The organism is Citrobacter sp. S-77 (genome assembly GCF_963864895.1).
Lineage (GTDB): Bacteria > Pseudomonadota > Gammaproteobacteria > Enterobacterales > Enterobacteriaceae > Citrobacter > Citrobacter murliniae.
Genome location: NZ_CAWLWU010000002.1, coordinates 4,001,140 through 4,014,086, shown reverse-complemented (window position 1 = coordinate 4,014,086; position 12,947 = coordinate 4,001,140). Strand labels below are relative to the sequence as shown.

Below are 12,947 nucleotides of genomic sequence, written 5' to 3'. Positions count from 1 at the left end.
TCATCAGGGCAGTTCCGTGATTAATTGACCGGATTCAAGACGCACTACGCTGGCAAAATGGCGCTGTGTGAAGGCAGCGTCATGACTGATTGCGACAACGCTGGTTCCCCTCTTGCGGCATACTGAAAGCCAGTTTTCAAATATGCTCAGCCAGTGCGTATCAAAATCCCGGCTGGGTTCATCAAGCAGTAAAATGGAGGGGGCGAGGGCTTCCAGGCTGGCGACGGCGACCATACGTCGCTGCGCTGTGTGCAAATCCAGTGGATGTGCGTCGGCGACGTCCTCTAACCCGCATAATTGCAGTGCTGCTGTGGTGCGTTGCGCAATCTCCGTTGCAGGGCGCTTCTGTAACCGTAAGCCAAAGGCCACTTCTTCAGCTACCTTGCTGTGAAAAATTTGATTTTCTGCTTCCTGAAACAGTACCCCGAGAATTTTGGCTCGTTCACGGTTTTTTAGTTGCGCAATGGGCATGTTCTGCAGGGTAATCTCACCCGATGAGGGAGGCAAAAGCCCTGCCATTACACGCAGCAGCGTGGATTTGCCTGCACCATTATCGCCAGTTAGCGCCAGCCATTCACCTTCTCTAAGCACTAACGAAACATCGCGCAAACAGTCTTCATTAGCGTTTGGCCAGCGATAGGTGACCTGATTCAGCGTTAACATAAGGGGAATAAAGCTCCGTTGCGCAATTGCCAGGCCCGCTGGCACTGGCTCAGAAAAGGGGAGTGATTACGCTCGAAAAGTACGACCAATGAATGTTGTATCTGTGCCCATTGTTGCAAGCGCTCCAACAGCATGTCGGTGGCCTGTGACGTCAGACGACTGAAAGCCTCATCCAGTATTAATATCTTAGGTTGCATCGCGAGGGCGCTGGCAATGACAACCCGTTGAGTTTCGCCGCCTGAAAGCGTAGCTGGATGGCGATGACGCAGTGATTGACATTCAGTCAGCGTAAGTGCCTTGTCAATTCGGCGCATTATCTCCGCTTCGTCCAGGCTGAGGTTTTCCGGGCCGAATGCCACCTCCTCCTCTACGCTGAAAGTACACCCTGAAAGCTGTAAATAAGGCGATTGCTGCACAAGCTGGATGGTGCAGGATTGCTCCACGAGCGACACCTCCCCGACGGGATTACCCAGCAGTGTACCTTTGCCCTCAATTTCTCCGGGAAGAAAATCCGGGTACCAGCCCGCCATCAGCTGTGCCAGCGTACTTTTACCGCTGCCGTTATCCCCAAAAATCGCGATCATGCCAGGCGCTGAGTAGTGAAAGTCAAAGCAGGCTGGCGGACGCGTGGCGTGTGTTGGGATATAGCGAAACTGCTCTAGCGTAACCATATCCACACTCCTGCTTCTGTCAGCATGGCGAACACCATGGTGTACCGGGCGATGCACTGTAATGTACTGTCTTCTGGTGCCCAAAGCGTGGTTCGTCTGCGGTGCAGGCGAAATGCCCGCATGTCCAGCGCTGCGCCGCGTACAACCAGATCGTTTAGCGCATTATGTGTTAACGGCACAATAAGTGCAGGTATGGCACGCAAGCGCTGATACCAGCGCTCATCCAGCGGTACGCCGCGAGCACGTTGAGCCTCATGAATGATCGCCAACTGCCGTTTGAGCTGCTCGACGACCAGTAGCGGACCTGCGAACAGATAGGCGACGCCGGGGGGCAGGCGGGAGGCGAACAGGGCGCGAATAAACCGCGATACCGGTACGTACTGCATCCACATCTGTGACGTTGATACAATCGCCAGGATCCGTAGCCACAGCGTGACGGCTCCGGCCCAGCGTTCTGGCGTGCGTGGTTGACCGCTGATCCACTCCGTCAACCATCCTCCGTGTACCAGCCACAGCCCAAACCCTAAGGGGAGCATCAGCCAGACCACATATTTCGCCCGGGGGCGCGTTGCTTTTATGCTCAGCAAACAGAGAAACATCGCCAGGCTGTAAACGGTAAGCGGTATTCCTGCCGGTAGCAGTAACGTCGAGCAGGCGGCAAACGCCCATAAGGTCAACGAGGTAAACGGATGCATTTAACGCACTGCAGACATCGTTGGAAAATGACGCGTTGTGCGCAACGGAAGCTGACGCAACAGTATCCAGACGATCACCGCCGTCAGAATTTTATCGACCAGATTCGCACCGATGACGGTGATGGCAACGGACTCCACCAGGTTCTGACCGACGGAATGCATCCAGGCGACAAATAAATCGGCACCGCTGCCGGTGACACCACCAAAAAGAGTGGTGCGGATAGGTACGGCGACGATTGTGACGGCCAGGGTAATAATCACGCCACTGACCACCACTTTCGGTAAGGTACGAAACCATCCTGCCCGCGCCAGCCATCCGGCAACCAGTCCGATAACCATTGCTACGGGAGCAAAGGCTGCGGCGATAGGATCGGTCAATAAACCCCAGAGCAGATTGGTAAGTAATCCTGTCAGCATCCCTACAATCGGGCCTAACAGCACCGCGCTGATTAAGGTGCCAATGGAGTCGAGAAAAATAGGCAGTTTCAACATACTGATTAGCTGTCCTCCGACCATATTGATCGCTATAGCAATGACAATCAGTACCAGTGACTGGCTGGAAAATTGGCGACGCGCCATAAAAGACCTCTTTAAAGTGAAGCGTTAGCGGGATGAGATAACCAGTTCGTCATAGCCGGAAACTGCGCAGGGCTGACGGCTAAACGCCAGACTTGTCAGCTCGCCAATAACCAGTTCCAACGTGGTACGCACGGTGCAGCCAGCCATCATATGGCCTCCCAGCATCGCGCCTTGTGGGTCGGATACCGAGAGATGAAGGTGCTCTCCGGTGAGCTCAAGCGTACCGTTCAGGGAGATGACTTCCCATGTTCCGGTCACTAATGTAGTTTCTTCGCGCCCTGCATAGCGTAAGGCTATGTTGGTCAGACTCCCGGTACAACCGGCTATCCAGGCAGCCTGGAGCTGATGCTGTTGTACAAAAGCGTGCAGTTGGGCAAAAACTTCCTGACCGGGTAATAAACGCAACGCGTGGAAGCGAGCTTCAGATGAGTGGGGGTAAAATGTGGCCATAGATTGGGGACTCCGAGACTCGGACGTAGCGCTGATAATATAGACGCAGGTAAGGGAGCTTTCTGATATAAATCAGGATTTGTGATACGGCAACGAAATTATCTTGCTACGCTTATTCACAATTCTGGGATATGGAATAAATTTAGCGATGAAGGGCTTTAAAATGTGACGTAAGTCAGATAACTGCGTTCTGTTGCTGGACAATCATTCCTTTTATTCCTTGTTTCGCTTATTCTAGCTGAAGCGTTTCAGTCGATTAAATGTTCGACAATTAATCAATCAGTCGCAGTTTGCGACAGGTAAGGTTTTCCTGAGCGGTTTGCTGCATTACTCTGTCAGCCACATCGTTTCTGAGAAATCCTTGCAGGAGACCTATGACCGTACGCGTAGCGATTAATGGTTTCGGTCGCATCGGACGTAACGTGGTTCGTGCTTTGTACGAATCCGGGCGTCGGGCGGAAATCACCGTGGTGGCAATCAACGAACTGGCGGATGCCGCTGGCATGGCGCATTTGTTGAAATATGACACCAGCCATGGACGTTTTGCCTGGGATGTTCGCCAGGAGCGTGACCAGCTCATTGTTGGCGACGACGCGATTCGCATCCTGCATGAGCGAACACTCGATGCGCTTCCATGGCGCGAACTGGGTGTTGACGTTGTGCTGGACTGTACGGGGGTCTTCGGTAGCCGCGAACACGGCGAGGCGCATATCGCCGCTGGCGCCAAAAAAGTGCTCTTTTCACATCCAGGTAGTCACGACATCGATGCAACCGTTGTGTTTGGCGTTAATCAGGAACAGCTGCGCGCTGAACACCGGATCGTTTCCAACGCCTCCTGCACCACGAATTGCATAATTCCCGTCATTAAATTGCTGGATGATGCTTACGGCATTGAGTCTGGTACTGTCACGACGATCCACTCTGCGATGCACGATCAACAGGTTATTGATGCCTACCATCCTGACCTGCGCCGCACGAGAGCAGCCAGCCAGTCGATTATTCCGGTCGATACCAAACTGGCAGCAGGTATCACGCGAATTTTCCCGCAATTTAACGATCGTTTTGAGGCGATTGCGGTACGTGTACCGACCATAAATGTGACGGCGATCGACTTAAGTGTGACGGTGAAAAAACCTGTAAAAGCCAGTGAAGTCAACCAGTTGCTGCAAAAAGCAGCACAAGGTGCATTTCATGGTATAGTTGACTATACGGAATTACCGTTGGTCTCTGTAGATTTTAACCACGACCCGCACAGCGCCATCGTTGATGGTACTCAAACGCGCGTAAGTGGCGCTCACCTGATCAAAACATTGGTCTGGTGCGATAATGAATGGGGCTTTGCTAATCGTATGCTCGACACAACGTTAGCTATGGCTGCTATTGGTTTCAGGTAAGGCGCGTGAGCGCTTGCAAAACTTTAAGAATCAACGAGAGGATTCACCATGTCTGTAATTAAGATGACCGATCTGGATCTTGCTGGTAAACGTGTTTTTATCCGTGCGGATCTGAACGTACCAGTTAAAGAAGGGAAAGTAACCAGCGACGCGCGTATCCGTGCTTCCCTGCCGACCATCGAACTGGCCCTGAAGCAGGGTGCAAAAGTGATGGTAACTTCCCACCTGGGTCGTCCTACCGAAGGCGAGTACAACGAAGAATTCTCTCTTCTGCCGGTTGTTAACTACCTGAAAGACAAACTGTCTAACCCGGTTCGCCTGGTGAAAGATTACCTGGACGGCGTTGATGTTGCTGCCGGTGAGCTGGTGGTTCTGGAAAACGTTCGCTTTAACAAAGGCGAGAAGAAAGATGACGAAGCACTGTCCAAAAAATACGCTGCACTGTGTGACGTATTCGTAATGGATGCTTTCGGTACTGCTCACCGTGCTCAGGCTTCTACTCATGGTATCGCGAAATTCGCTGACGTAGCATGTGCTGGCCCGCTGCTGGCTGCTGAGCTTGATGCGCTGGGTAAAGCTCTGAAAGAACCTGCTCGTCCGATGGTTGCCATCGTCGGTGGTTCTAAAGTTTCTACCAAACTGACCGTTCTGGATTCCCTGTCTAAAATCGCTGACCAGCTGATCGTGGGTGGTGGTATCGCCAACACCTTCGTTGCCGCGCAGGGTCACAGCGTGGGTAAATCCCTGTACGAAGCAGACCTGGTTGATGAAGCTAAACGCCTGCTGACTATCTGTGATATTCCGGTTCCGGCTGACGTTCGTGTTGCGACCGAGTTTTCTGAAACCGCACCTGCTACGCTGAAATCCGTTAACGACGTGAAAGAAGACGAGCAGATCCTGGATATCGGTGACGCATCTGCACAGCAACTGGCTGAAATCCTGAAGAATGCAAAAACCATTCTGTGGAACGGTCCGGTAGGTGTGTTCGAATTCCCGAATTTCCGCAAAGGGACTGAAATTGTGGCTAACGCCATCGCAGACAGCGAAGCGTTCTCTATCGCAGGCGGCGGCGATACTCTGGCAGCTATCGACCTGTTCGGCATCGCTGACAAAATCTCCTACATCTCCACTGGTGGCGGCGCATTCCTCGAATTCGTGGAAGGTAAAGTACTGCCAGCAGTAGCAATGCTCGAAGAGCGTGCTAAAAAGTAAGACACTAATGGGCAGGGATAACCTGCCCAATTTTTAGCGCGCTTTTAGAGCGCGCCCCCTTTCCAAGGCCGAAGATACAGGACTCGCAACATGTCTAAAATTTTTGATTTCGTAAAACCGGGCGTAATCACTGGTGATGACGTACAGAAAGTTTTCCAGGTAGCAAAAGAAAACAACTTTGCTCTGCCAGCCGTTAACTGCGTAGGTACCGACTCCATCAACGCCGTTCTGGAAACCGCTGCAAAAGTTAAAGCGCCGGTAATCGTACAGTTCTCCAACGGTGGTGCTTCTTTCATCGCCGGTAAAGGTGTGAAGTCTGACGTTCCTCAGGGTGCTGCAATCCTGGGTGCTATCTCTGGCGCGCATCACGTTCACCAGATGGCTGAACACTACGGTGTTCCGGTTATCCTGCACACTGACCACTGCGCGAAGAAACTGCTGCCGTGGATCGACGGTCTGCTGGACGCGGGTGAAAAACACTTTGCTGCAACCGGTAAACCACTGTTCTCTTCTCACATGATCGACCTGTCTGAAGAGTCTCTGGAAGAGAACATCGAAATCTGCTCCAAATACCTGGCGCGTATGTCCAAAATGGGCATGACCCTGGAAATCGAACTGGGTTGCACCGGTGGTGAAGAAGACGGCGTGGACAACAGCCACATGGACGCTTCTGCACTGTATACCCAGCCGGAAGACGTTGATTACGCGTACACCGAGCTGAGCAAAATCAGCCCGCGTTTCACCATCGCGGCTTCTTTCGGTAACGTACATGGCGTGTACAAGCCGGGTAACGTGGTTCTGACCCCGACTATCCTGCGCGACTCTCAGGACTATGTTTCTAAGAAACATAACCTGCCGCACAACAGCCTGAACTTCGTATTCCACGGTGGTTCCGGTTCGACTGCTCAGGAAATCAAAGACTCCGTAAGCTACGGCGTAGTGAAAATGAACATCGATACCGATACCCAATGGGCTACCTGGGAAGGTGTTCTGAACTACTACAAAGCGAACGAAGCTTACCTGCAGGGCCAGCTGGGCAACCCGAAAGGCGAAGATCAGCCGAACAAAAAATACTACGATCCGCGCGTATGGCTGCGTGCTGGTCAGGCAACGATGATCACCCGTCTGGAACAGGCTTTCAAAGAGCTGAACGCGGTTGACGTTCTGTAATTGACCCCTGCTCAACGTGACATGAGGCCCGCAAACGCGGGCCTTTTTTATGATTACAATATGCTGACGACAAAAATTTTGTGATCAATTTGGCAACAATGACGTTTTTTGTTTAACCTTGTCTGATTGCCAGCTCCTGTGGGGCGGCTTTAGTTCTCCCAATTGGGTAAGTATAAAAGGAATATTGAATGGAAGATTTGAATGTTGTCGACAGCATAAATGGTGCGGGCACCTGGCTGGTACGTAACCAGGCTCTGCTGCTGAGTTATGCCGTTAACATCGTTGCGGCTATCGCTATTATCATCATCGGGATGATTGTGGCGCGTGTTGTCTCTAACACCATTAACCGTGTGATGGTTGCGCGTCAAATTGATGCGACCGTTGCTGACTTCCTCTCTGCACTGGTACGCTACGGTATTATTGCATTCACGCTGATCGCCGCTCTGGGGCGCGTTGGGGTGCAAACGGCCTCGGTGATTGCTGTTCTCGGTGCCGCGGGTTTAGCTGTAGGTCTGGCCTTGCAAGGTTCACTGTCTAACCTTGCCGCTGGTGTGTTGTTGGTGATGTTCCGTCCTTTTCGCGCTGGTGAGTATGTTGATCTCGGCGGTGTCGCCGGAACCGTGCTCAACGTGCAGATTTTCTCAACCACCATGCGTACCTTAGACGGCAAGATTGTTGTTATTCCGAACGGTAAGATTATCGGCGGGAATATCATTAACTTCTCACGTGAACCGGTTCGCCGTAACGAATTTATCATTGGCGTGGCGTATGACTCTGATATTGATCAGGTGAAAAAAATCCTTACCGATATCATCCAGTCTGACGATCGTATCCTGAAAGATCGCGAAATGACGGTGCGCCTGAATGAACTGGGTGCGTCCTCCATTAACTTTGTGGTGCGTGTCTGGAGCAATAGCAGCGATCTGCAAAGCGTCTACTGGGATGTGCTGGAACGCATCAAGCGCGAATTTGATGCCAATGGTATCAGTTTCCCGTATCCGCAGATGGACGTGAATTTCAAGCGTGTTAAAGAGAACGCAGCAGAGTAATCAGTACAAGGCCGGTTTGCCGGCCTTTCTTTAAATTATCGTTATTAGCTGCTCTTATCACCAATTAAAATTATCAATTTCCGCTAATGATATTCCCGCGCTATAGTCTGCTCCTAAGAGAAACAGTTCGGGATGATTAACGTGTTATCGTATTATTTTCAAGGGCTTGTGCTTGGCGCAGCCATGATACTTCCGCTTGGCCCACAAAACGCATTCGTAATGAATCAGGGCATTCGCCGCCAGTATCACATCATGATTGCCTTACTCTGCGCCATCAGCGATTTAGTGTTGATCTGCGCAGGAATTTTTGGCGGTAGCGCATTGCTGATGCAGTCGCCATGGCTGATGGCTCTGGTGACTTGGGGGGGCGTGGCGTTCTTACTCTGGTACGGTTTCGGGGCGTTAAAAACAGCAATGAGCAGCAATCTGGAACTGGCCAGTGCTGAGGTAATGAAGCAAGGGCGCTGGAAGATTATCGCCACCATGCTGGCAGTGACATGGCTCAATCCCCACGTCTATCTGGACACCTTTGTGGTGTTGGGAAGTCTGGGCGGTCAACTGGACGTTGAGCCTAAGCGTTGGTTTGCGCTGGGAACCGTTAGCGCATCGTTCCTGTGGTTCTTCGGACTGGCGCTGCTGGCAGCCTGGCTGGCGCCGCGACTGCGCACGGCTAAAGCTCAGCGTATCATTAATACGCTGGTGGGATTAGTGATGTGGTTTATCGCTTTTCAACTGGCGAAAGAGGGGGTTGGGCATGTTCACGCCCTGTTCAACTAAAAGTCTGGCCCATTAGGTTATTCTATTTGCCATTTTGACCATGGGCAGTGATCAACATCCTCACTTACTATGTATAAGCTCCTGTTTTTCCGCGTTGTCTGTGCCCAGACTGGCTGTAACAAGGACACCTGATGGGCCAGACTCTAAGTGTTGTCTGATGGACAACAGGCTGAGATCCGCTAAGCTTGCCTGCATGTGCCCTGAGTTTCGGGGTAATTAATGTAACATGGAGGAACGAGAGTGAAGTTCAAAGTGATGGCCCTGGCGGCATTAGTCGGATTCAGTGCACTATCGGTACAGGCAAATGAATTGCCGAACGGACCGCACATCGTGACTTCAGGAACGGCAAGCGTAGATGCAACGCCTGATATCGCAACTCTGGCGATCGAAGTCAACGTGGCAGCGAAGGACGCTGCATCAGCAAAGAAACAGGCCGACGATCGTGTGGCGCAATATCTTTCCTTCCTTGAGCAGAATCAGATAGCGAAGAAGGACATCAGCTCAGCAAACCTGCGTACACAACCAGACTACGATTACCAGAACGGTAAAAGCGTACTCAAAGGCTATCGCGCGGTGCGTACCGTTGAAGTCACACTGCGTCAGCTGGATAAACTTAACGCACTGCTGGATGGCGCGTTGAAAGCAGGTCTGAATGAGATCCGTTCGGTATCGCTGGGCGTTGCCCAACCGGATGCCTACAAAGACAAAGCGCGTAAAGCGGCTATTGATGATGCTGTTCATCAGGCACAGGAGCTGGCTGCCGGCTTCAACAGCAAGCTGGGCCCGGTTTATAGCGTGCGTTACCATGTCTCTAACTATCAACCGAGCCCAATGGTACGGATGATGAAAGCTGACGCGGCACCTGCGCCATCAGCTCAGGAAACCTACGAACAACCGGTCATTCAGTTTGACGATCAGGTGGATGTGGTCTTTCAGATAGAGCCTGCAGCGAGCCAGCCAACGGCAACACCAACAAAGACGCAATAACCATTTCAGGCCCGGCTAATCAGCCGGGCTTTTTCTGTGAACAACTGTAAAAGTGAGACCGCGTCGCGAGTCTTTTATTTGTCTGCATGAGGATATGCCATAGTGATTTTATGAGGTGACTATGGATATTTTTATCTCGAAAAAGATGCGGAATTTTATTCTGTTGGCGCAAACCAATAACATCGCCAGAGCAGCAGAAAAAATACACATGACCGCATCGCCCTTTGGTAAAAGCATTGCCGCACTGGAAGAGCAAATCGGCTATACGTTGTTTACCCGGAAAGATAACAACATCAGTCTGAACAAAGCGGGGCAGGAGCTGTATCAGAAACTGTTTCCCGTCTATCAACGTCTATCTGCTATTGATAATGAAATTAATAATTCCTCTCGTCGCTCGCGAGATGTCGTCATCGGCATCGACAATACCTATCCCACCATTATTTTTGACCAACTGATTAGCCTTGGCGACAAGTACGATGGCGTGACCGCTCAGGCTGTTGAGTTCAGTGAGAATGGGGTAATTGATAATCTGTTCGACAGGCAACTGGACTTTATTATTTCACCTCAGCACGTTTCACCTCGTGTGCAAGGACTGGAAAATATGACGGTCAGCGAGTTGCCACCGCTGCGCCTGGGGTTTCTGGTTTCCCGACGTTATGAAGAAAAACAGCCGCAGGATCTGCTGCGCGAGTTACCCTGGCTGCAAATGCGCTTTCAGAATCGGGCTAACTTTGAGGCGATGATCGATGCATATATGCGCCCGTGTGGGATCCATCCGACAATCATCTACCGTCCATACAGCTTTATGGCCAAGATAAGCGCAGTCGAGCGCGGGCAGTTTCTGACAGTGATTCCCCATTTTGCCTGGCGACTGGTGAATCCGGCGACGCTGAAATATTTCGATGCGCCCGGTAGTCCAATGTACATGCAGGAATTTCTCTATTCGCTGAAAAATCATCGCTATACCGCCACAATGCTACAGCACATTGTTGAAGATCGTGACGGCATGGCAAATTAACCCAGCATTGAGCCACTCTCTATTAAGTTGCGGTGCAGATCAAACGCATGACTGAGATCGTGATGGATATGCCCACCAGGCGCTTTCTCCAGATACTGGTGCAGGTAGTCACGATAAAGGGGATGCGCGCAGTTTTCGATAATTGTGTGCGCCCGTTGCAACGGTGATAACCCGCGCAGATCGGCGATTCCTTGCTCGGTAACGATCACTTTTACGCTATGTTCACTGTGATCAACGTGACTGCACATGGGGACGATTGTTGAAATTTTTCCGCCTTTGGCAATGGACGGAGCCATGAAGATAGACAGATAGGCATTGCGTTCGAAATCACCGCTGCCGCCAATGCCGTTCATCAGGTTCACTCCTGCGACGTGCGTGGAGTTGGCATGACCGTAGATATCAAACTCCAGCCCGACGTTTAGCGCGATCACCCCAAGTCTACGGATGATCTCAGGGTTATTGGAGATCTCCTGCGGACGAAGCACAATCCGGTTGCTGAAGAAATCCATGTTGTCGTAGATCTTCTCCAGTGAATTTGCGGAAACCGTCAGGCTTGAGGCACTGGCGCCAGTGATTTTTCCCGTTTCCAGCAGATGTACAACGGACTCCTGCAACACCTCTGAGTACATCATAAAAGGCGGGATATCCGGGTTCTCACCAAGTCGTGCCATCACCGCGTTGTTAATATTGCCGACGCCGCTTTGTAACGGCAGGAACTCAGGCGGGATACGTTTGTGCGCCATTTCTGTCAGCAGAAAGGCCACTACATTATCAGCAATTTGCTGGCAGACTGGGTTGGTTTTATCCGATGCATTTCCGGCATCGGGAAGCTCAGTATCCACCACGGCGACAACCTTCTTCGGGTCAATCTGAACGCACTGGCTGCCTACGCGATCCATAGTATGAAAGATGGGAACGCTGTTACGGCGCGGCGGAGCGCCCGGAATAACAATGTCGGCCAACTCTGACACGCGTGGATTATGATAGTGATTCAACTCAATAATCACTTTTTTTGCTCGCAGCAGCCAGGTTGGCGCATTGCCAATTCCGCTGGAAAGCCAAATCCGACCATCCGGTGCGATAGCGGAGGCTTCAATGACGGCAACATCGATATCGCCAAAAAAACCGTAATTTACCATCTGAGCGACTTCACTCAGATGGAGATCGACAAATCTCACCTGACCCTGATTAATTTTCTGACGCAGGCCGGAAGAGGTTTGATAAGGGGCGCGCCAGGAAACAGCATCAGCCTCTGATAGCGCATCGTCAGCGGCCGCGCTAATGGACGCCCCGGTCAGCAGGCGGATCTGAAAGGACTGTCCGTCCTGATGCAGCTCGCTGGCACGTCGGGCAATCGCAGCAGGTAACGCTTTTGGTGAACCTGCTGGCGTAAAGCCGCTGAACGCGACCATATCATCGTGCTGGATAATCTCTGCCGCTTTTTCGGCACTCATCCGTTTCATGGCGATCTCCTTTCCCCCGTGTGATTAATGGCCTACAAAGTTAGGTTTGCGTTTTTCCATAAACGCATTCATCCCTTCCTGATAGTCCTCACTGTCATAAACTGCGCGGCGCATGCCCTGGATCCGCTCAAATTCATCTGAATTCATGGTGTGCGCCTCGCCCAGCACGCGTAGCTCTTCTTTGATAACGGCTATTGCCAGTGGCGCCTTTTCCGAGATGTGGTGTGCCATTTGTAGAGTGAAATCTTCCAGTTCATCAGTAGGGACCACATGGTTAAGGATCCCGACCGCCATTGCGCGTTGCGCCGTAATAGGGGAGGCGGTAAAAATCAGCTCTTTGACGATATGGAATCCCGCATCGCGGGTCAGGTTGTGAATACCCACCAGGTTATACGGTACGCCGAGGTTGACCGGCGTCATCGAGAAGGTGGAGGTTTCGGCGGCGATGATCAGATCGGAACTCATGATCATCTCAAACGCACCGCCCCAGACGCTGCCCTCGACCATGGAGATCACGGGTTTTGGGTATTTTTGGATCATGCGGGTGATCTGGCGCAGTGGATCGTCATAAGAGAGCGGATCGCGACGTCCGGCGGGGAGTTCATGAATGTCATGCCCGGCAGAGAACACTTTTGCCCCGCTCGGCGCGCGCAGGATAATACAGCGAATTTCCGGGCGGTTGAGGTCGCTCAGCGCCTGCATCAGATCATCGATAAACACTTTACTCAGCGCATTGAGCTTGCGGGCATAATTGAATTCGATGACCGCGACTTTCTGGATGATGACAACGTTGACGTATTGATAAGACATAATGTTCTC

The 12,947-nt window shown here is 51.7% G+C and carries 14 protein-coding genes; 7 read left to right on the top strand and 7 right to left on the bottom strand.

Annotation, left to right across the window (positions count from 1 at the left end):
• Window positions 1–3: 3 nt before the first annotated feature.
• Genes AACS05_RS19605 through AACS05_RS19585 form a run of 5 tightly spaced genes read right to left on the bottom strand, consistent with a single transcriptional unit; the run spans window position 4 to window position 3,058 of the window.
• A complete protein-coding gene (locus AACS05_RS19605) occupies window positions 4–663 on the bottom strand; it encodes an ABC transporter ATP-binding protein (RefSeq protein WP_045447351.1) in 660 nt (219 codons plus the stop codon).
• Window positions 657–1,334: an ABC transporter ATP-binding protein gene (locus tag AACS05_RS19600; protein ID WP_045447349.1), complete on the bottom strand. Its 678-nt coding sequence runs from the start codon at window positions 1,332–1,334 to the stop codon at window positions 657–659. The genes AACS05_RS19605 and AACS05_RS19600 overlap by 7 nt, the downstream gene beginning before the upstream one ends.
• Entirely contained in the window at window positions 1,322–2,029 is a 708-nt protein-coding gene (locus tag AACS05_RS19595; RefSeq protein WP_045447346.1) for an energy-coupling factor transporter transmembrane component T, read from the bottom strand. The genes AACS05_RS19600 and AACS05_RS19595 overlap by 13 nt, the downstream gene beginning before the upstream one ends.
• Window positions 2,030–2,608 (bottom strand): ECF transporter S component, encoded by a 579-nt coding sequence (locus AACS05_RS19590; RefSeq protein ID WP_045447343.1) that lies wholly within the window; start codon window positions 2,606–2,608, stop codon window positions 2,030–2,032. It abuts the gene before it with no gap.
• A 24-nt stretch (window positions 2,609–2,632) separates the two neighbouring features.
• A complete protein-coding gene (locus tag AACS05_RS19585; RefSeq protein WP_045447341.1) occupies window positions 2,633–3,058 on the bottom strand; it encodes a PPC domain-containing DNA-binding protein in 426 nt (141 codons plus the stop codon).
• Between the two features lie 374 nt (window positions 3,059–3,432).
• On the opposite strand from AACS05_RS19585, the gene epd reads away from it, so the two are divergent.
• From epd to srsR, 7 genes are all read left to right on the top strand, one after another.
• Entirely contained in the window at window positions 3,433–4,452 is a 1,020-nt protein-coding gene (gene epd / locus AACS05_RS19580) for an erythrose-4-phosphate dehydrogenase (RefSeq protein WP_045447338.1), read from the top strand.
• A gap of 48 nt (window positions 4,453–4,500) precedes the next feature.
• Window positions 4,501–5,664, top strand: a complete 1,164-nt coding sequence (pgk, locus tag AACS05_RS19575; protein ID WP_045447335.1) for a phosphoglycerate kinase — start codon at window positions 4,501–4,503, stop codon at window positions 5,662–5,664.
• Window positions 5,665–5,754: 90 nt separating this feature from the next.
• Window positions 5,755–6,834, top strand: coding sequence for a class II fructose-bisphosphate aldolase (gene fbaA / locus AACS05_RS19570; protein ID WP_003027029.1), 1,080 nt, complete (start codon window positions 5,755–5,757; stop codon window positions 6,832–6,834).
• A gap of 188 nt (window positions 6,835–7,022) precedes the next feature.
• Window positions 7,023–7,883: a small-conductance mechanosensitive channel MscS gene (locus tag AACS05_RS19565; protein ID WP_045447332.1), complete on the top strand. Its 861-nt coding sequence runs from the start codon at window positions 7,023–7,025 to the stop codon at window positions 7,881–7,883.
• 141 nt (window positions 7,884–8,024) lie between these two features.
• Window positions 8,025–8,660 carry an arginine exporter ArgO gene (argO, locus tag AACS05_RS19560; RefSeq protein ID WP_045449774.1) on the top strand — a complete coding sequence of 212 codons (636 nt, stop codon included), beginning with the start codon at window positions 8,025–8,027 and terminating at the stop codon, window positions 8,658–8,660.
• A gap of 240 nt (window positions 8,661–8,900) precedes the next feature.
• Window positions 8,901–9,647, top strand: a complete 747-nt coding sequence (locus tag AACS05_RS19555; protein ID WP_045447329.1) for an oxidative stress defense protein — start codon at window positions 8,901–8,903, stop codon at window positions 9,645–9,647.
• A 121-nt stretch (window positions 9,648–9,768) separates the two neighbouring features.
• Entirely contained in the window at window positions 9,769–10,665 is an 897-nt protein-coding gene (srsR, locus tag AACS05_RS19550; RefSeq protein WP_045447326.1) for a LysR family transcriptional regulator SrsR, read from the top strand.
• On the opposite strand, the gene AACS05_RS19545 is transcribed toward srsR, so the two are convergent.
• A complete protein-coding gene (locus tag AACS05_RS19545) occupies window positions 10,662–12,128 on the bottom strand; it encodes an acetyl-CoA hydrolase/transferase family protein (protein ID WP_045447324.1) in 1,467 nt (488 codons plus the stop codon). The genes srsR and AACS05_RS19545 overlap by 4 nt on opposite strands.
• A gap of 24 nt (window positions 12,129–12,152) precedes the next feature.
• Window positions 12,153–12,938 (bottom strand): methylmalonyl-CoA decarboxylase, encoded by a 786-nt coding sequence (scpB, locus tag AACS05_RS19540; protein ID WP_045447321.1) that lies wholly within the window; start codon window positions 12,936–12,938, stop codon window positions 12,153–12,155.
• Window positions 12,939–12,947 lie beyond the last annotated feature (9 nt).